This is a genomic window from Candidatus Desulfolinea nitratireducens (assembly GCF_982879505.1).
Genome location: NZ_CEYOSI010000016.1, coordinates 1 through 19,482, shown reverse-complemented (window position 1 = coordinate 19,482; position 19,482 = coordinate 1). Strand labels below are relative to the sequence as shown.

At 48.3% G+C, this 19,482-nt stretch carries 20 protein-coding genes; 9 read left to right on the top strand and 11 right to left on the bottom strand.

From position 1 onward, the window contains the following. Window positions 1–124 precede the first annotated feature (124 nt). Window positions 125–1,039 carry a signal recognition particle-docking protein FtsY gene (gene ftsY, locus AC3DOM_RS02660; RefSeq protein WP_487917479.1) on the bottom strand — a complete coding sequence of 305 codons (915 nt, stop codon included), beginning with the start codon at window positions 1,037–1,039 and terminating at the stop codon, window positions 125–127. An 86-nt stretch (window positions 1,040–1,125) separates the two neighbouring features. Between ftsY and AC3DOM_RS02655 the strand changes: the two genes are divergently transcribed. Genes AC3DOM_RS02655 through AC3DOM_RS02640 form a run of 4 tightly spaced genes read left to right on the top strand, consistent with a single transcriptional unit; the run spans window position 1,126 to window position 3,278 of the window. Next, entirely contained in the window at window positions 1,126–1,560 is a 435-nt protein-coding gene (locus AC3DOM_RS02655) for an OsmC family protein (RefSeq protein ID WP_487917478.1), read from the top strand. A gap of 17 nt (window positions 1,561–1,577) precedes the next feature. Further along, on the top strand, window positions 1,578–1,916 hold the full coding sequence (gene trxA / locus AC3DOM_RS02650) for a thioredoxin (protein WP_487917477.1): 339 nt from the start codon (window positions 1,578–1,580) through the stop codon (window positions 1,914–1,916). 27 nt (window positions 1,917–1,943) lie between these two features. Beyond that, the gene (locus tag AC3DOM_RS02645) at window positions 1,944–2,657 is read left to right on the top strand and encodes a superantigen-like protein SSL4 (protein ID WP_487917476.1); all 714 of its coding nucleotides are present in this window, start codon (window positions 1,944–1,946) and stop codon (window positions 2,655–2,657) included. 27 nt (window positions 2,658–2,684) lie between these two features. Next, window positions 2,685–3,278, top strand: coding sequence for a hypothetical protein (locus AC3DOM_RS02640; RefSeq protein WP_487917475.1), 594 nt, complete (start codon window positions 2,685–2,687; stop codon window positions 3,276–3,278). A gap of 83 nt (window positions 3,279–3,361) precedes the next feature. Here the strand turns inward: AC3DOM_RS02640 and AC3DOM_RS02635 are convergent, their stop codons facing one another. Genes AC3DOM_RS02635 through xseA form a run of 3 tightly spaced genes read right to left on the bottom strand, consistent with a single transcriptional unit; the run spans window position 3,362 to window position 5,263 of the window. Then, window positions 3,362–3,817: a divergent PAP2 family protein gene (locus AC3DOM_RS02635; RefSeq protein WP_487917474.1), complete on the bottom strand. Its 456-nt coding sequence runs from the start codon at window positions 3,815–3,817 to the stop codon at window positions 3,362–3,364. Further along, window positions 3,814–4,035, bottom strand: a complete 222-nt coding sequence (gene xseB / locus AC3DOM_RS02630; RefSeq protein WP_487917473.1) for an exodeoxyribonuclease VII small subunit — start codon at window positions 4,033–4,035, stop codon at window positions 3,814–3,816. The genes AC3DOM_RS02635 and xseB overlap by 4 nt, the downstream gene beginning before the upstream one ends. A 10-nt stretch (window positions 4,036–4,045) precedes the next feature. Next, entirely contained in the window at window positions 4,046–5,263 is a 1,218-nt protein-coding gene (gene xseA, locus AC3DOM_RS02625) for an exodeoxyribonuclease VII large subunit (RefSeq protein WP_487917472.1), read from the bottom strand. 132 nt (window positions 5,264–5,395) lie between these two features. Between xseA and AC3DOM_RS02620 the strand changes: the two genes are divergently transcribed. From AC3DOM_RS02620 to AC3DOM_RS02600, 5 genes are all read left to right on the top strand, one after another. Further along, window positions 5,396–5,881, top strand: coding sequence for an HIT family protein (locus tag AC3DOM_RS02620; protein WP_487917471.1), 486 nt, complete (start codon window positions 5,396–5,398; stop codon window positions 5,879–5,881). 21 nt (window positions 5,882–5,902) lie between these two features. Next, complete coding sequence (locus AC3DOM_RS02615; protein ID WP_487917470.1) at window positions 5,903–7,504, top strand: SdrD B-like domain-containing protein; 1,602 nt, start codon at window positions 5,903–5,905, stop codon at window positions 7,502–7,504. A 91-nt stretch (window positions 7,505–7,595) separates the two neighbouring features. Beyond that, window positions 7,596–9,221 (top strand): SdrD B-like domain-containing protein, encoded by a 1,626-nt coding sequence (locus AC3DOM_RS02610; RefSeq protein WP_487917469.1) that lies wholly within the window; start codon window positions 7,596–7,598, stop codon window positions 9,219–9,221. Window positions 9,222–9,366: 145 nt separating this feature from the next. Then, window positions 9,367–10,572 (top strand): acetyl-CoA C-acetyltransferase, encoded by a 1,206-nt coding sequence (locus tag AC3DOM_RS02605; protein WP_487917468.1) that lies wholly within the window; start codon window positions 9,367–9,369, stop codon window positions 10,570–10,572. A 108-nt stretch (window positions 10,573–10,680) separates the two neighbouring features. After that, on the top strand, window positions 10,681–11,526 hold the full coding sequence (locus AC3DOM_RS02600; RefSeq protein ID WP_487917467.1) for a 3-hydroxybutyryl-CoA dehydrogenase: 846 nt from the start codon (window positions 10,681–10,683) through the stop codon (window positions 11,524–11,526). Between the two features lie 24 nt (window positions 11,527–11,550). Here AC3DOM_RS02600 and AC3DOM_RS02595 read toward each other — a convergent pair whose 3' ends face one another. The 7 genes from AC3DOM_RS02595 to AC3DOM_RS02565 all read right to left on the bottom strand — a co-directional run. After that, the gene (locus AC3DOM_RS02595) at window positions 11,551–12,807 is read right to left on the bottom strand and encodes a hypothetical protein (protein WP_487917466.1); all 1,257 of its coding nucleotides are present in this window, start codon (window positions 12,805–12,807) and stop codon (window positions 11,551–11,553) included. Between the two features lie 78 nt (window positions 12,808–12,885). Continuing rightward, window positions 12,886–13,671 (bottom strand): nucleotide-binding protein, encoded by a 786-nt coding sequence (locus tag AC3DOM_RS02590; protein ID WP_487917465.1) that lies wholly within the window; start codon window positions 13,669–13,671, stop codon window positions 12,886–12,888. 138 nt (window positions 13,672–13,809) lie between these two features. Continuing rightward, on the bottom strand, window positions 13,810–14,574 hold the full coding sequence (locus tag AC3DOM_RS02585; protein WP_487917464.1) for an ATP-binding protein: 765 nt from the start codon (window positions 14,572–14,574) through the stop codon (window positions 13,810–13,812). Window positions 14,575–14,709: 135 nt separating this feature from the next. Beyond that, on the bottom strand, window positions 14,710–15,357 hold the full coding sequence (locus AC3DOM_RS02580) for a DUF3786 domain-containing protein (RefSeq protein ID WP_487917463.1): 648 nt from the start codon (window positions 15,355–15,357) through the stop codon (window positions 14,710–14,712). An 84-nt stretch (window positions 15,358–15,441) separates the two neighbouring features. Next, window positions 15,442–16,938 carry a methylenetetrahydrofolate reductase C-terminal domain-containing protein gene (locus tag AC3DOM_RS02575; protein WP_487917462.1) on the bottom strand — a complete coding sequence of 499 codons (1,497 nt, stop codon included), beginning with the start codon at window positions 16,936–16,938 and terminating at the stop codon, window positions 15,442–15,444. A gap of 108 nt (window positions 16,939–17,046) precedes the next feature. Further along, window positions 17,047–17,970 carry a dihydropteroate synthase gene (locus AC3DOM_RS02570; RefSeq protein ID WP_487917461.1) on the bottom strand — a complete coding sequence of 308 codons (924 nt, stop codon included), beginning with the start codon at window positions 17,968–17,970 and terminating at the stop codon, window positions 17,047–17,049. 45 nt (window positions 17,971–18,015) lie between these two features. Then, window positions 18,016–19,482 (bottom strand): ASKHA domain-containing protein (locus tag AC3DOM_RS02565; RefSeq protein WP_487917460.1); only part of this gene is annotated, 1,467 nt, incomplete at its 5' end.

The following is a 19,482-nucleotide window of genomic DNA, read 5'->3' as shown; positions in this document are numbered from 1 at the left end:
GTTTCTTTTTGTAATTTTTTGAGCTTGGTTTCCTTGGAAATTAAGTCAAAGACGCTCCATAAGCTGTTTGCTCAATTCTTCTGCGGCTTGTAATCGTCCTAAAATCTCGTGCATCATGCCTCCGTTAAAACGCTGCCAAAATACCTTCGATAAAGGCGTTTGGATCGAAAATTTGTAAATCATCCATCTTTTCACCCAGACCAGCAAATAGGATCGGCAGTCCAAGCTCACGGCGAATGGCAAAAACCATCCCTCCGCGGGCCGATGTATCCAACTTGGTCAGGATCACCCCTGTCACTCCAACCGCTTCCTTGAACGCCCGCGCCTGTTGGAGCGCGTTTTGTCCGGTGGTGGTATCCATTACCAGCCAAACTGCATGAGGCGCACCGGGGGATGCTTTGCCAACCACGCGTTCAATCTTTTGCAATTCCTGCATGAGATTGAAGCGCGTATGCAGACGGCCTGCAGTATCGATCAGGATAATATCTGCGCTACGCGCGATCCCTGCCTGGACTGTATTATATGCGACTGCGCCGGGATCGCTCTCCGGTTGACCTGCGATCACGTCAATATTCAGCCTGCTGCCCCAAACCTGGATCTGCTCAACGGCTGCCGCCCGAAAAGTATCGGCAGCCCCAAAAATAACTATTTTTTCTTGCGAGACGAACAGAGCGCCCAACTTGGCGGCTGTAGTCGTTTTACCAGAACCATTTACACCTACCAAAAGAATAACACTGGGGCCAGATTCTGCAAATGAAATATCCCCGTGCTCATCGAGGCGGGAGCGGAGTTCATCCCGAAGGGCAACTTTAAGCTCTTCGGAGCGAAGCAGGCCCAAATCACGGCTGCAACGCTGAAGGGCTTCAATTACCTCAGTCGTGATCTCAACTCCCAGGTCAGCCTGGATGAGAAGCGCTTCCAGTTCATCCCATATATCTGATGTAATTTCTGTGGCGCCGAGTAAACTGGCAACACGTCCGAAAGCAGATTTACTGGTTTTTGCAAGGCCCTCTCGCCATCGAAAAATGGGTTCTGTCATAACGAGCGATTATAACATAATGAATTTGAGAAGGCCTTTTATGTTATACTGCCTTGTGCTTTTTATTTCATCAAAGAGGTGTTTATATGGGAGATTTTTCCACAAATATTAAGGTCACCTGGCAGGGAGAAAGCGCCTTTCTGGGAGAAAATGGGGAGGGCGGGACAGCGCAATTAGGCGTAATGGAGGGGAAACCCGGCATTAAACCGATGCAAATGATACTGGCTTCGTTGGCTGGTTGTACTGGCGTTGATGTTGTCAATTTTTTAAATAAAAAGCGCGTCAAGTTCAGTGATCTGCAAATTGAAGTTAGTGGAAAGCGGGCAGATACGCATCCAAAAGTGTATACTGATATCAATGTCACATATTTGATCTGGGGCGAGGATATCAGGGAAAAAGATGTGGAACAGGCTATCCAGCTTTCGGAAGATAAATATTGTTCGGTAAGCGCAATGCTAAAATCAACTGCAAAAATCAATTCGGACTATAAAATTATTGCACCCAGTCAAAGCACAGAATAATTTGTGGAGGATTAATCATGGTTAACGAACCTATTCACGTGACAGATGCGGCCTTTGAGAAAACTGTATTGCAATCATCGCTACCAGTAGTGGTTGATTTTTGGGCTCCGTGGTGTGCTCCCTGTCGAATGGTTGCGCCAATCCTGGATAAACTGGCAAAAGAGCTGGAAGGTAAAGTTTTGATCGCAAAAGTAAATACGGATGAAGACTCACAATGGTCACAAAAATACGGTGTTCAGGGGATCCCTACAATGCTTTTTATTGCTAACGGGAAGATCATTCATCGCCAGGTTGGCGCATTGCCTGAAGGAATGTTGCGGGATACAATTATTCAGTTTCTGGAAGTTGCCAAATAGATGACCCGCTATGCGAGGGAGGTCGCCATGAAGAAAATCTTATTTGCAGGGGCACTCGTTCTACTTAGCTTGAGTGCCTGTGTGCCAGACTTTCTGAATCCAGGGTCTGGGGATGCAACGTCCGCACCTGTTGATGTTGTAGCGACGGTAGAAGAAGCTGCCAACACCCAGGTCGCGCAAACGCTTGATGCGATAGCTGCACTTGCGACATCCATGCTAGAATCGCCCACTGATGAACCAACTGCGACCGAAGTAGTATCTTCCACCGAAACAGCCACCGCTACCCTAACTGAAACACCTGACGGGACCCTCACACCAACTGAAACTCCAGATGGCACCCTCCCCGCTGAAACTGCAACGGAGACTCCAGAAGGCACTCTTCCTGCCGGAACTGCAACGGCAACCCGTGAGATTACTGCAACAAGTGTTTTCCCCTCACCTACATCTCCTATCAGTATCAATGAACCTCCAGCCAGTGTGCCAAGATATAAAATCGATGTAAAAAATACCACAAAGGTTAGAGTCTATATTTCCTTGCAAGGTTCGACAGTAGGTGGATATAATCCAATTATCGAATATGATCTTGCCCCAAGAGAACGAATTAAACTCACTATTCCCGAAGGGAATTATGCCTCTATCGTCTATGTTGGCAAAGATCCCATGATCAACTATTTTGTCGTACATAAAAACAACAGCATCACAATAGTCATATCCAAAGACAAAGTTAAAGTCGAAAAATAATAATTTTCAGGAGTTCAAGAAAATAACATGAAAAAGATAACCCTCATCCTTGCTACGCTCAGCTTTTTACTGAGTGCTTGTGGAGGAACCCCGGCCGAAGATGCCCCACCGGTTTTAACCGGCGAAGATGTGCAAGCAACCGCCCTTGCCATGGCGTGGACAATGGCTGCTGAAACAATTGCAGCAATGCCCACAGCCACACCTGTCCCTCCGACAGAGACACCGACCCCCGTCCCTCCGACAGCAACAATGACCCTTGTTCCAACTTTGGCGCTGCCTGAGATAACAAATACGCCAGACACAGATCGGTGTAACCAGTTCTTGGGCAGCTGGGCGGGGACAGAGTCAACAATGCGTATCGTAAATACTACAAAAAGCACAGCCAATATTTCACTATATCTCTCGCCAAATAACGCGCACAATCAATGCGGCTATTTATTTGTACCTTCCCTCGAGAAAAATCAGTCTGTAGTAATGTCAGTGCCTTACGGAACCTTTTCGATGTACGCGTGGCTTGTAGGACAAAACAAGAGTGTTTCTGGCGGCGGTTATGGCATCGGAAACCCTGACAAGCATACGCTGGAAATTAGGGATGACTCAATAAAGTGGATAACACCATAATCATTGTTGATACTTGCTATACAAAAAATGCAAAGAGCTTCCCGTCGGGAAGCTCTTTGCATTTAGAAAAGAAAAAAATTAAATCAGTTCCACAAAAACCATAGAACCTGGGGGACGATCAATCCAAGGATCACCCCGGCTATCGCTTCCAGAGGCGTGTGCCCGAGCACTTCGCGCAATTTTTTTTCTGCCTTGAAATCTCCACTAAGTAACTCACCAATTAATAAATTGATCTTCTCAGCATGGAAACCAGCCTGACGACGTACACCTGTCGCATCGTAGATCACGATCATTGTGATCGAAAAAACCACCGCAAAAACAGGGGAATCAAAACCTACAAAAAGGCCTGCGCCATAGGTCGCACCGGTCATCAGGGACGAGTGCGAACTGGGCATTCCACCTGTGCTGAGCAGCAATGCCCAGTTTATTCTTTTGGTTCGCCAATATTCCACAGGAACTTTTATGATTTGCGCCAAACCCCAGGCGATAACCGAACTCAAAAATACCGGGTTTTGAAATATATCTACGGGGCTATTCATGCATCCGCCTCGAGCAAACCATCTTCAGAAAGCTGCCTCACTTTCAATTCCGCTTCTTCAAGTAAAAAGGTGCAACGGCTGCTCAAATGCTGACCTCGTTCAAAAAGCGCCATTGATTTATCCAGCGAAGTCTGTTCATTTTCAAGCGTCGCCACGATTGTCTCCAACTCGGCAAAAGCTTCCTCGTAGCTCATTTTTTCAATTTTTTTCTCAGTCATAATATCTCCATTATGTGACCTTTACGCCAAATTCTCCATCTGCAACGCGAACCTTTAGCTCATCCCCCGCGTTCGCATCGTCCACGCTGCCAACAATTTTCTGGTCTGTTTGACGGGTGAGGACCGCATACCCTCGCCCCAAAACCGCCTGGGGATTGAGAGCCTCGAGACGGCGATTCATTCCTTTTATCCTGGTCCACATCAAATCCTGACGGTGGGTTTGCCGGGTGTTAAGGCGATACAAGAGCCCATCTAAAGATTGAGCGTCCCGCTGGATTTGCTTCAGCGGAGAGGCATACCCCAAGCGAACGCAAAGATCATCCACGTTAATATGATATTTATCCAGTGCATTCGAAATTTGGATCTTAAGCTGGTCGGCGTAATAACTCGTCGCGCCGCGTAATTCGTCGATGGTGATCGGGGTTGCCAATTCGGCTGCTGCGGTGGGAGTGGCTGCACGCAGATCGGATGCAAAATCTGTCAGGGTGAAGTCGGTTTCATGTCCAACCCCAGAGATGATGGGGACCGGTGAAGCCGCCACAGCACGCACAACGCGCTCATCGTTAAATGCCCACAAATCTTCGATGGAGCCACCGCCGCGTCCAAGCAGGATCACATCGAGGTCAGGAACGATGCGGAGCAAATCATCCAATGCAGCGATGATTTTCGGTGGAGCTGTGTCGCCCTGGACTGTGGTCGGTGCGAGGATCACTTCTGCAAGAGGCATCCGCCTTTGAAGTGTGTTGAGCATATCTCGCAAAGCCGCGCCTGTAGCCGAGGTGATAATACCAATCTTTTTAGGTAACTCAGGGATAACTCGCTTACGATCATCATCGAAGAGACCTTCAGCCTCGAGCATTTCTTTCAAACGTAAAAATTCCTGATAAAGCAGACCTTCGCCCACGGGGCGAATCTCATCGGCGTAAAGCTGGTACTGCCCGCTTACATCATAAATACCGAGATACCCATGAGCTTCAACGGCCATGCCCTCTCGCAAGTCAAGAGCCAAACGGGCGGTGCTGCTGCGCCACATGACGCTCCGCAAGGCGGCTCCACCATCTTTCAGGGTAAAGTAAATATGCCCGGAACGTGGGCGAGAGAGATTGGAGATTTCACCCTGAATCCAAACATCACGCAGCATCTCATCTGATTCAAAGATTTCACGCAGATAAGCGGTCAGGCTGGTAACTGTCCAGCGAGGGGAAGAGAAAAGAGAGGGCTGATTCATTATATTGAGGATACTTTAAGGCAGGGTGACTTGTCAACCATACCAGCAAAAACCATTCTCTGCTACAATCGTTTTTGATCTTCCATTCTTCTCAGTTTACTGGTTTATAAAGCTGATTTTATCAATAAAATTATGAAATATCTCTGGTCTCCCTGGCGCATGAAATATATACAAGCTCATAAAAATGAAGAGGGCTGTGTCTTTTGCACAATTCAAAAGATGCCCGATAATAAAGAAAATCTGATCGTTGTCCGAGGCGAGCTATCCTATGTGGTCATGAATCGTTATCCCTATACAAGCGGACATATTCTTGTAATTCCATATATTCACAAACCCAATCTCGAAGTTCTAAACGCGGATACTCGCGCTGAAATGATGGAACTGGTCACTCAATCAATGAGGGTCCTGCGCAGCATCTATCGCCCACAGGGATTTAATATGGGCGCAAATATCGGTGAAGCCGCTGGCGCAGGGATTGCTCCCCATGTTCACCTGCATGTTGTGCCGCGCTGGTCGGGAGACACAAATTTCATGTCTTCGCTTGGAGAAACACGCGTCCTGCCCGAGGCGCTGGAAGAAACATACCAGCGCATTAAAGAGGCTTGGGGAAAAGAATAGCCAGTTTAAGGGTAGCAGATTATGAAATCATCAAAAATATTCTTTTTATCTATTACCCTCCTTCTTATAGGAATGTCATTTTCTGGCTGTACTAAAAAGAGGGAAACTGCAAGTTCTTCCATTCCATTAAGAGAAACTTCGCATACTGCAACACCAACCCCCACGCCAACATTCACTCCAATTCCGCAGCCAATTGGAACTACTGTCAGCTTTGGCCCAAATCAGGAGGATTTTCCAGAAGGTATCAATCCTCTCACTGGGCTTTCTGTTTCCGATCCATCTTTATTGGAAGAGCCGGCCTTACTCATTTCGGTGCCGCATTTTCCGATTAGCGCCCGGCCACAATCGGGGTTGTCATTTTCTCCCTGGGTTTTTGAGTTCCTGATCGGTGAGGGCACAACACGCTTATTGGCCGTCTTTTATGGAGAGCAGCCCTTTGAGGAAAAGGCTCTCGTTGGGGATTGCGAAATTCGTACCGAACCCTTTTCCCACAATGGGGAGATCCTGGGCAATTTTGTGTGGCTCGATAAAAACGGGGATGGCATCCAAAATGCCGGTGAGCCAGGCGTAGGCGGCGTTTGCGTTAATCTCTATAATTCAAATGGCGAACTCATCCAGGAAACCAGCACTGATTCAAATGGTTATTACGGATTCGCCGTGGAGAAAGGGGAAACCTATCAGATCGAATTCATCCCTCCTGAGAAAATGGATTTCTCCCCGGCTAATCTTGGCGACGATAAATTGGATAGTGATGCCGATCCCCTCAGCGGGATGACGGGCTTGCTGCCGATTATGAATGATTATTTTCTGGTAGATGCAGGCTTGATGCCACCCCCAAACCAGACCTCGATCCTGCCTGGGGGGAAAGTTGGGCCAATCCGGTCTGGACGTTTGCTCTATATTCACATCCAGAATTTTTTCCAAAATAGCTGCCTGATCATCTCTGGTGCAACGAGGGAGATAATAGACAAACTTCCAATTTGCTCACAGGTGCATAATACGGAAAACGGGGCAGGTTCTCTGCTCGAAATTAAACGCATGATAACCATTTCAGAGAAAAATGCCATCAACAGAGGGAGTCATTTTAACTACGCCAGCAATTTATTTGCAGAACTTCCGCCTGCAGGAGGAGTTCCCGCAGATCAGGTAGATATATTTGTCTCCTCCGTTAATCAGACAAAATGGATCTATGATCCACTTTCGAAGAGTTGGGCACGCTATGTAGATAATGCCAGCGAAGAAACTGTTTTTCATCGAGATATTGATAAGTTGACCGGACGTGAGCTATCTTTTGAAAATCTAATTGTCCTTTTTGTCGAGCATGAGGTGTTAGCTACGCGCATCGCTGATATGCATATGGAATTGGGTATGCTTGAAAAAGGGATTCTTTTCCGAGATGGGCAGAAGTATGAGATCAAGTGGAGTACCCGCACGACTGACTACGAAAGATCGACAGGATTTCGACGCCCACCTGCTTTTCAGGATTTGGAGGGAAATCCGATCGCTTTACACCCCGGCCACACGTGGATTTTGATCGCAACGCCCTATAGCTCAGTCACTGAACTCAATACACACCAATGGAAGGTACGTATTTTTTCTCCTCCCGGGTTTGGGGAGTATTAAGCAAAAGCTGGTTTTCAAGTACAATATTTTCAAGATGTATCCTGTGAAATTATCGAAAAAATGCTTTCTAGGCATTCTTATTCTTTTGGGAATGCTATCATTTTCTGGCTGCATCAGCACATCAACTGTTGAAGGAACACCCACGGCAACAAAGACAATACCCCTCTTGGCAACAGCCACATCCGCCCCAACGCAAACGCCAACCATAACGATCACACCGACACCACAGCCACGATTGACGCCAGTTAGCCATGGCCCTGAAATTGAGAATTTCCCATCTGGTTATAACCCTTTAACCGGTCGCGCTGTTCAGGATCCCACCCTGCTTGATCTGCCAGCAGTGCTGGTCTCGATCAGTAATATTCCGGTCTCTGCACGTCCACAGGCAGGGCCAGGATTTGCTCCCTGGATTTTTGAATATTATATCGGCGAGGCCACCACCCGCTTCTTGGGCGTCTTCTATGGCGATTATCCCCGTCGTATTCAAAACGTCACCGGAAGCTGCCCGGTTAGGGAAACTATATTCACCCCAGCAGAAAACTGGGTCGGCAATCGGGTCTGGCTTGATGAGAATCTGGATGGCGTACAAAATGCCTGGGAGGCCGGTGTGGGTGGGATCTGTGTCCATCTCTACAATGCAGACAGCGCAGAAATTGTCCAAAGCACATCCACAAATTCAAATGGCTTTTATGCCTTTGATATTCCGGCAAATGAAAACAGCTATTTTATCGAATTTGTTGGGACAAAAAATTTCGAGTTTACCCATCCAAATATTGGAAATGACGATCAGGATAGCGATGCGGAATTAACCACCGGAAGAACAAAATCCTTCAGACAATCTTCCGCCGATTCATCCTGGGACGCAGGCCTGCTCCTGCTGGAAAAGCCAGTTGCGACCCCCAGTCCCGTCGTTACCGGTACACCCCCGGCCTGGTACCTGCCTCTTGAAGCCTATGTGGGCCCGATCCGTTCCGGGCGGCTGACATACGACAATATCAACAAAATGTTCACCAATAGCTGTCTGGTCTTCGCCGGTGCGCCAGCCGACATTCTCGCCCAGCTCAATCCCTGCAGAATTGTTTATGGTGTGGATACGTCCACGCCAAATAGCGCCCTCCTGCCGGTTGAAGAGATGCGAAAATTGGCTGAGGAGAATAAGGTTGACGGACAGAAAGTCAACTATGCTGGAAATCTATTTAGCGAGAGCCTGCCCAATATCGCGGGCGACCCGGCAACAACTATTTCTGTCTATTATCACAAGATCAGCCAATCCGCCTGGCGATATGATCCGATTTCACAATCCTATTTGCGTTATACAGATAACGCCGACGGAACGGGGATTTTTCATCCTGCCACTGACCGCCTGAGCGGGAGGCAGCAGTTTTTTGAGAATGTGATCGTTTTGCAGGCAGAACATGCCGTATTTCGGCATAATCAGTTGGAAATTGATCTGAGCATGAGCCAAAAGGGCTTTGCTTATCTCTTCCGTGATGGGATGGTCAGAAAAATCTACTGGTCTACTGCCAACCGGGAATGGGAGCAGAAAAACGGACTTTTACGCCCAATCCATTTTGAAGATATTGATAAAAATCCAATTGCCTTACACCCTGGTCGGACCTGGATTCATCTGGTCACACCAGCTTCGACCATCAAGGAAGAAGAAAATGGTGAGTGGCAAGTAATATTCATCCAACCCTTTGACCCATCTCCAAACTAAGAGGGGTGCGACGTACCCTCCTCCAGCCCTGCACGCCTAAATAATATGACTTTTTGGTTTCCAGAAAAGGTCTATTGACAATTGTTCATAATCCAAAAATCTTATAAACTTCTATAGTATCAACATAACTTGAAGGAGATAATAGATGACCAAAGAGAACGAACCCGTTATTCTGAGTGCAGCCCGGACGCCAATCGCACGCTTTCAAGGTGCATTAAAAGGGATTGACGCGCCCAAACTTGGCGCAGTAGCGATCAAAGCTGCTGTTGAACGTGCAGGTATCCCTGATCTGGCAGAGATCGACGAAGTTTTTATGGGCAACGTGGTAACCGCAGGGGTAGGTCAGGCTCCTGCCCGCCAGGCCAGCTACTTTGCCGGATTGCCTGAATCTGTCGGCGCAACCGCCGTAAACAAGGTCTGCGGATCGGGGTTGAAAGCGATCATCTTCGGCGCACAGGCGATCAGAGCAGGGGATGGACAGCTCTTTGTCAGCGGCGGGATGGAATCGATGACCCGCGCTCCCTTCCTTGTCCCCGGTCGAACGGGTGAACTCCGCTATGGTCACGTCGATCTGAAAGATTCCCTGCTCCACGATGGACTCTGGGATCCCTTTGAAGAATGGCAAATGGGGGACGCAGCTGACTATATTGCGGGTGAATACGAGGTTACCCGCGAGGCAATGGATCAGTATTCTGCGGAAAGCCAGCAAAAAGCTATCGCCGCGATCGAGGCAGGAAAATTCAAGAATGAGATCGTACCGGTTGAAGTTCCAGGTCGCAAGGGCAAAGTAACCATTTTCGACACCGACGAAGGCCCCCGCCCAGGTACGACTGTTGAAGCATTGGCAAAACTGCGTCCGGTTTTCAGTAAAGATGGAAAAACCACGGCTGGGAACGCGTCCACCTTGAATGATGGTGCCGCCGCTGTGGTCGTCTCAAGCCGCGCTTACGCTGAAGCCAAGGGCCTGAAACCGATGGCACGGATCGTCTCTTACGGTCATGCTGCAGTCCATCCAAAACGCCTTTTCGCAGCGCCTGCACAGGCGATCCCAAAAGTTCTCGCCAAAGCTGGTTGGACTTTGACCGATGTTGATCTGATCGAATTGAATGAAGCTTTCTCCGCTCAATGTCTCGCGAATGGCTACGAATTGGCGGATCAAGGTTGGGATTGGGAGAAAGTCAACGTAAACGGTGGCGGGATTTCCCTCGGTCACCCGATCGGTGCCTCAGGTGCGCGGATCGTAGCCACCCTGATCTATGCCCTCAAGGATCGCGGTCTCAAACGCGGTCTGGCATGCCTCTGTCTTGGCGGCGGCGAAGCCGTGGCGATGACGATTGAACTGGAAGACTAAGAACCTATCCTAAAATTCTTTTGTAGTAAACGCTTCAGCCGTAAAGAGCGACTAAAGTCGCCACTACGGAATATTTTTAGGATGGACACTAAGTGGATTAGGATAAATATGGATATCAAAAATATCTTTATCGTTGGCGCGGGGACCATGGGGAATGGGATCGCTCAAACTGCCGCAGTTTCCGGATATACCGTCACCTGCATGGACGTTCAACCTGCTGCCCTTGAAAAGGCACAGGCTGTCATTACGAAATCTACCGCCAAACTGCTCTCCAAAAATCGGATCACCGAGGAGCAAAAGGCCGCTGCCGATGCGATCAACTTTGTCAGCAATATGGATACCATCGGCGAAGCGGATCTGGTCGTCGAGGCCGCGACAGAGAATCCCGACCTGAAATTCAGGATTTTCAAGGAAATGGATGAAAAGGCCCGCCCTGACGCGATCCTGGCGACAAATACATCTTCGATCAGCATCACAAAGATCGCAGCGGTCACCTCCCGCCCGGAAAAGGTGATCGGGATGCACTTCATGAACCCTGTTCCGCTGATGAAGTTGGTGGAGGTCATTCGGGGGATCGCAACCAGCGATGAGGTAACGGAGACCATCCTCCAGGCGTGCGAAGCGATGGGCAAAACCCCGGTCGAGGCAAACGATTCACCGGGATTCATCTCCAATCGCATTCTCTGCCCGATGATCAATGAGGCTGTTTTCGCTTTACAGGAAAATGTGGGCACACCCGAAGCAATTGACGAAGTGATGAAACTTGGGATGAATCATCCCATGGGGCCGCTCGCCCTTGGTGATCTGATCGGCCTGGATGTGGTATTCTTCGTCATGGAGGTGCTCCAGCATGATCTTGGCGAGGATAAATATCGCCCGGCTTATCTCCTCCGCAAAATGGTGGATGCCGGCTATCTGGGACGCAAGACGGGGAGAGGGTTTTACAAATACTAGATTTCAGCGATCAGGCATCAGACTTCAGTTTTCTCTGATGTCTAACAGCCGAAGTCTCCCGATAACAAAACTGTAGGCAACTATCCACAATGGTAATGCCGTAATCATCAGCCTGTCGCCCTGATCGGCTGAAACGCCTGTAGCTAAAATCTGAATTATGAAGGTGAGGTAAATAATCCAAACTGCCTTCCATTTGCCCTTGTAATTGAAAAGTAAAAAATAGCCCATTAATGGCAACATAAGCAAATGCAGATAGAAATGCCATTTGTTAAGAGTCATAATGGCGACATTCATAGAATTATCTTTGTCGATAATCACATAAGAATCGGCGAGTAAACCTTCTGCGACAAGATTATTGAAATAAGTCGTGAATGTAAGTTGCTTGTGGTCAAGAAAATAGGCGATTTCTTCTTCCCGTGACCAAGTTTCCACAATGGGAGCAACCTCATGCAGGTCCGCTATGCCTTCGGCGCGAGCGTAGACACGCGTCAGCATCCAGTATTTGAGGGTATGCCCCGCTACATCGGAAACGGTCGCATATCCCAAAATCTGCCATGTGATGAGAAATTGAATCCACAAAGGAAATAGTGCAAGGATAATCTTCCCCCAAAAGCGCAAAATGTGCCATTTTTTAAAAGACTTAATCAGGCTGAAGATCAATAAAGCTGCAAGCTGGAGTTGATAGGTTGGCTTTGTAACAACCAAAAGGCACATTAGGAAAAGCAACCAGTAATCAGAATTCTCTTCATTGGAATGTTTTGAGAACAAAAAAAAGACCAGGATGGATAAAAGGAAAATATTAAAAACTTCCGTCATCCCATGGAAAGTTAATGCTATCGGAGAAGGATGCGTCCAAAAAATACCTGTTGTCAACATTGCCAACCAGATTTTTCCCGTTGCGCGCACCAGGGTTAAAAAGATAAAGGAAATAGATAAAAGCCAGAAAACAAATTGCAATACCCACAAACCAAAATCAGGAAAAGAAGGGATGATTAAACGTAAAAAACCAACTATTAGCGGATATAACCAAGGGCGACGGTTCAAACCATGCACCTCTGACCTGCCAAAGAAATAATCTCCAGAATCTCGATAATCTCTCGCATCAGATGCCCACCACATATTATTGTCCATCTTCTCTCTGTTAATGCCAATATGGGTTATTTCAGCAAAAGTTTGAGGAATTGCCCAGGCAAAATAATAGATTGTCGCAGCAACCAATATTATCCCCAATGCAACCAAAAGACGATGATTTTCTTTGATCACGCCCCAAAGCTGTTTCATTCTTTTTCCCATTCACTCTCCAGCAAATGTAGTTCCCCCTCAGGGGCAATATTTTTGATTATTTGTCTACAGGAAATTTCATAGTATTCCCTGCATCATTGCTGCCACAGCCTGATAAACAGGTGACTCGTCACCCAATTCTACCAGCGGGCGTCCGCTGTATTCGAATTCCATCAGATCGTTATTTGAGGGTACGGTACCCAGGAAATTCACATCCATCGCATTAACCTTCTCCATCAGCGGAGCGGGCAAATCCCCGACAACCCGATTAAGGATCAAATGAATATTTTCCACGTTAATGCCAAGGTCAGGCACCATTGCGGCAATTCGCTCTGTGGCCACAATCCCTCGTTGGGTGGGATCGCTGACCATCAGCAGGTGATCCACATCCCGGGTTGTGCGGCGGCTGAGATGCTCCATCCCGGCCTCATTATCAATGATGACATAGCGATAACTCTTGCTGATACTATCCACTACCTCTCGCAGGCTATGATTGACCGCACAATAACATCCCGCGCCTTCAGGGCGCCCCATCGCGATCAGATCAAAACGATCGCCCTCAGAGAGGGATGAACGGACCTCATAATCCAGATAATCCTGTTTGCTCGACCCGCCTGGCATCGTCCCCATGGCCGCACCAGTTTGCAGTAGCGATTTTTGGACTTCTGCCAGCATCCCCTCCCGAATATCGCCCACAGTCCATTCCAGGTCGAGACCCAGCACCATATTCAGATTGCTGCTCGGGTCGGCATCAATTGCCATAATGGCGCCATCCTGGTTTTGAGCCAGATATTTGATCACCATCCCCGCAATCGTGGTTTTACCCACCCCACCTTTTCCGGCCAATGCAATTGTTGTTGTCATAGAATTCTCCAATAAAATTTTGGATCCATTTTTTTACTCACTTTTCGAAGGGTTCTCCCCCAGTTTACGGGGGGAGCTAGAGGGGGGCGTTAAAAGCCCCCACCTGGCCTCCCCCGCAAGCGGGGGAGGAATTATTTCTCAAATCAATTTCTTTACCATCTCTTCAACAGCGATTTTCAACACTGGAACATGATCGTAAACAGGAATTCCCAACCTGTCGGCCTCCTGGACCTTCAAGTCTGCGGGAAGAAATCCCAACACTGGAATTCCAGGTGATCCCGCTTCCAAAAAGCTGGATTCGTCCTCATTCCTGACCTTGTTCCCGACTAACCACAGACGCTCCAGGCCAATATCATTGGCAAGTTTCTTGATCTGACGCGCAGTACCCAAAGAGCGTCGGGTTGGCTCAACGACAATGATCATTGCCTCAACAAAATCGACCGTAGCACGTCCCAGATGCTCCACCCCAGCGTACATATCCATGATAAGGATATCCTCATCACGGAACATCAGGTGGGTAAAGAGGGTTTTCAGCATCGCCGCTTCCGGGCAGATACAACCTGATCCGCCCAGATCCACCGAACCCATTTCCAGGAGGCGAACATTCCTGTGGGTAACGCTGAAGCGATCCGGGATATCATCCACGCGTGGATTAATGGTAAAGAAACCACCGGTCGTACCGGGTTTGGCACCAGTTCGCTCTTCGATCAATTCTTCCATCTCGACGATAGGCTTAAGCTTTGCCAATTTCTCATCAGGGAAGCCGAGGGCCCCGGATAAACAAGGGGAGGGGTCTGCATCCACTGCCAGCACATCCCGCCCCATATCAGCGTAGGCTTGCGCCAGTAGAGCTGAGAGGGTGGTTTTACCAACGCCACCTTTACCGCTAATTGCAAGTTTCATAGTTATCTCCGGACGATTATATTTATTAGACTTCTTGCAAAAGTCTTTTTCCACTATGCTCCCTGCGCCGTCCTCGGCGCAGGCTCTCCTATTACCGCCGCCGAGGACGGCGGCTAGAGCACTTATGCAAGAGGTCTATTCTTTTGCTCGAATCAATTGCTTTGCCAGGTTACTGCCTAAAATGGCATAGGCATCCGTGACCAAATAATGATGGGCATTGGCGTCAAAAAGCATGCGATAGGAAGAGGAGAAATCTTCATCTCCTAACCAACAAACCACCATTATCGGAACAAAAGGTAATATTTGATATGAGAAGGCTGCGTTCCCAAAGGCTTCGCGCCTCCCGCCAATTTTCTCGTTGGCCCTGATAAAGGCTTCCAGATCATCTCCAAAAACATTCAGCAATTCGTTTCCTGAATAACCCTGAAAAGCCTGGGCGTAGAACATCCCGCCGGGGATCTGATTGAAGGAAATCCACTCTCCAGCGATTGGAGAACCTGTGGAGATATCAAAATAATAGGCCAGCATGGTCATATCAAAAGAATTCAGTTCTTCTCCAGTATCCGCGTATTTGCCAATAAAATCTGGAAAACTGATCACTACCTCCCTTGACCAAAAGGGCAGTTGAATCTCAGAAATCGCCTCACCTGTAGATGAGTAGATTGCACCTGTTCGGGTGGCTAAAACTTCAGGGTCTTTAGCCTGCAATTTCTCTCGGATCTCGCCAACCCGATCTCCCAATGGATTAGGCGAATCACCAAGCAACCAGTCTTTTTTGCCCATGGAAATTCCTCGATGGTCAGTTAAATTTTCAAGGGACCACAGCATCTGCGATCCCTTGAATTATATCAACCAGCTAATTATTCTTTATGCGACAGCCTTTACCTTGGCGGGATCAGCTTTAGGTTCGGGAGCCACAAAATCTGGCGGTAGCAAGCCTGCTTCAGTGACGAGGCGCGGGACAATATCTTCCCAACCCACAGCCATCACGTGGATGCCATTGACGCCTTCCTTATTGCGAATGGACTCGATCAATTCCAATGCGATCTCAAAACCGACTTCGGCTTCACCATCAGGTCCAGCAGCTTCCATGCGTTTGAGCAGCTTCTCTGGAATAAAGACGCCGGGCACGTCATAGTGCATATATTGTGCCATCTTTAGGGTTTTCAGCGGAGTGATTCCGATCAGCAAATAAACCTTGTCAAGAATATCGCGCTTGGCTAACTCATTGAGCCAAATTTCCATCCCATCGGGATCGTAAACCAGATTGGTCTGGAAGAATTGTGCCCCTGCATTGATCTTTTTATGCTCACGAATTGCCTGGAATTTGGGCTCTGATGCGAAGGGAGCGGCCGCGGCCCCGAGGAACAATTGCGGAGGGAATTTAATCTCGCGCCCATCAAGATATTTGCCCTCGTCGCGCATACGACGCAGGATCCAGAGCATCTGGACCGAATCGACATCGATAATATCCGAACGTCCCAAGGGAGAGGGACCCATCTGAGAGCTATCACCAGAGAGGCAGAGCACATTTCGAATACCAAGAGCGCTCGCCCCAATTATTTCAGCCTGTAATCCAGTGCGTGTACGATCACGGGCAGCAATCTGCAAGACCGGTTCAGCCCCGTTCTCGAGCGCCAATTTGCTGCACGCTATACTCGACATGCGTGGCGTTGCCGAAGGGCAATCTGTAAAGTTGACTGCCGCCACGTAAGGACTGATCATCTGAGTATTTCTAACAAGCTTGCCAGTGGCCGCGCTCACGGGGGGGGCTACTTCTGAGGTGACTACAAATTCTCCGGCTCGTAAGCGACGTTCCAATTCTGACATCGGTTCATCATAAGCTGGAGGATGATATTTTGCATCACCTTCCCACCAATCCGGCTGGCGAACGGGGCGAAAAACTGAATCCCAGGTCACGGTGCGAGTAGCCGCATCTTTGGAAAGCATCCCTTTGACTACCCTCCCCGTGCCCACTTTCTTTACCTGTCTGGTTACATCGCCCCAGGTCTCAGTGCCGGTTTTTTCCCAATCCAGGGGGGGCAGCACTTCCAGCAGCATTTCTTCGCGCCCCATCTTAAAGGAACGCTCATAGATCTTGTACCACATGCAGGGACGGGTATTATCTACATAGCAAAACTCTTCAGTCGAACCACCACAGGGGCCGTTACGGGCGCCTTTAGGGCATTCCATTGGGCAAATGAAAGCCGTTTCCTGCAAAAGACAGTTACCGCACATGCGACAGCCAAAAAGTGGACCCTTGATGGCTTTTTCAAGGGATGCGAGCAACCTTCGATTAAGTGGTTCCTTTTTGAATGGCAGGTACGGGGGCTGCCAGCGACGTCCAGGGGTAAAGATGGGCATGGTATTCTCCTAATCTACTTCAGCGAATTGTAATGTATATCATATTCATTGTATAACCTTGTTTATGCAGAGAATTTTTGTGGTTTATCTGCACCTATTTCACTTACTTTATTGTTCCAAATAAGAATCTGCGTAAATAACCTTGTTAAGAAGAATTTGAACAGTCTTCCAGACAGCAGCCTGCTTGGGATCGCTCATATCAACACCATCAGGAGTGGGCGCTTCCATGGCTGCAACATGATCGTGGATCTTGAGATAAAGTTTATTTAGCGAGGTGCTCTCATCGCGGTTTTCAACGATGCGGATCACATCCATAAGTTCTGTCTCCAGCGGATTTGCGATCATCATTTGGAGACCGGCTCCCATGACCATTGCACAGTAAACGCTGTTGATCAGCGGTCGATTGGCAGTTGGAACAGCATTGGAAACGTTGGAAAGCCCAATCGAGATCGCAGGGGGCGGATCCCAGGCAAATTGGATCGTACGAACGGCCTCGATCAATTCAGGGCAAAATTCCTGGCAACCTGAAACGGTCAAAACCAAGGGATCAATGATCAGGTCTTCAATAGGGAAATCCAATTCCAGGCAGCGAGGGATCAGTTTTTCAAGGGCAATATTAACCCGATCATCTGAGGCAACCGGAATTCCACTTTTTTCCATTGTCAAAGCGATCAGTTTCGCATTGTATTTCTTCGCCAGTTCCGGCACTTTTTCCAGACGCTCTGCTTCGGCTGAGGTGGAATTCAGGATAGGCTGGGCCTTGGTAACAGTCTTCAGGGCAGCTTCCATCCCGTTGACATTGGTGGTATCAATGCATAAAGGAACATCAACCACCTCTTCAACTGTCTTCACCATCCAGGGAAAAACTTCCTCCCAGTCTTTCTTGCGAGGGCCGAGATTCAAGTCAACGCATTGCGCGCCGGCCTCAACCTGCTTGATGGCTGCTGTTTTAAAATATTCACCGTCCCGATTTATTAATGCCTCTTTGACTGCGGGGGAAATGATGTGGATATTCTCTCCAATGATATACATTTGGTCTCCTTTTTATACTCGCATACACAGGATATGCAGGTTGGTTTATTTTTCTTCCATCATTTTTGCCACAGATGGGAACAAAGTCATATCTGTATGCGGCAAGAAGAGCGCCGACATAAATGCATCATAGAATTTATTATCGGCAGATAATTCAATATAAGTCATTTTAGTAGCAATCTCTGTAATTCGGTTGCGTACCTGATCGTCAATCAACGCCAGATAAGAGCCTTGCACGGAGGTATTTCCCAAGAACTGGAATTTCTCCCAGGGCAGATCAGGCAGCAATCCAATTTCAATGGCCTTTTCGACATTGATATATTTTCCAAATGATCCACCCACCAAAACCTGTTCGGCCATATCCAGGGTTACCCCAACATTTTCAGCCAGGACAGCAAAACCAGCGTAGATGGCGGCCTTGGCTCGCAGAAGGTTATCGATATCAACATTGGTAATGACAATATCTTTACCAGTACTGGATTTAGCGGCCCAGGCGACAACATACTCTCCGCCATGTTCACCTTCTCGTGTGCGTGGGGTTGATAGTTTTGTGTTAACTTTGCCTCCCTTATCAACCACGCCAGTTAGGAACATCTCGGCCAGGAGGGAGATCAAACCGCTGCCGCACAAACCTTTAGGCTTGCTACCGCCAATTACCCTGTAGGTCGGCTCATGCGTTTGATCGTTAACCCAAACTTCCTCGATGGCGCCCTTGGTTGCGCGCATCCCGTCTAAAACACCGGAACCTTCAAAAGCGGGACCCGCTGAACAGGCGCAGGTTACGAGCCAATCCTTCGATCCGAGAACGATCTCACCATTGGTGCCAACATCCAGAAAGAGGATCATCTCTTCCGAATCGATCATTCCCGAGGAAAGCACACCAGCGCTGATATCTGCACCCACATAGCTGGCAACACCCGGCAGGCAATCAACAATAGCCTGGGGGTGAATTGCTAATCCAACGTCGGTCGCATCCAGGGTGGGGATTTGATTGATTGCAGTCACAAATGGTGATAGACGAATGCTTGCTGCAGGAATCCCCAGTAAAAGATGCATCATCGTGCTATTGCCAGCAATGGTTGCCTTGACAATTTCATCAGGGCTGGCTTTCAATCTCTTGCACGCTTGAACCAGCAAATTATTGATCGTATCCACAACCAGGTCACGCATTTTTTCACTGCCACCCTCCTTGCCAGCGACAATGATGCGGGAGATCACATCCTCACCACGCGAAATTTGTTGATTATATTCAGCAACCTGTGCCTTTACTTCTCCTGTGAGCAAGTCAACCATCCAAACCGAGACTGTGGTCGTGCCAATATCGATCGCTACCCCCCAAAGCGGCGTATCATCTTCTATATGCCCGGGTAGCAAAGCCAGCAATTGAGCCGGGCAATCGGGGCAATCCCAGGTTTTCGCATTGAGCGTTGCCGTAACCTGCCAATCCATTTCCCGAAGAGTTGCGCCGATATTTCGGATTAATTCCAAAGAGGCTTGTAGCTGTGTCACGCC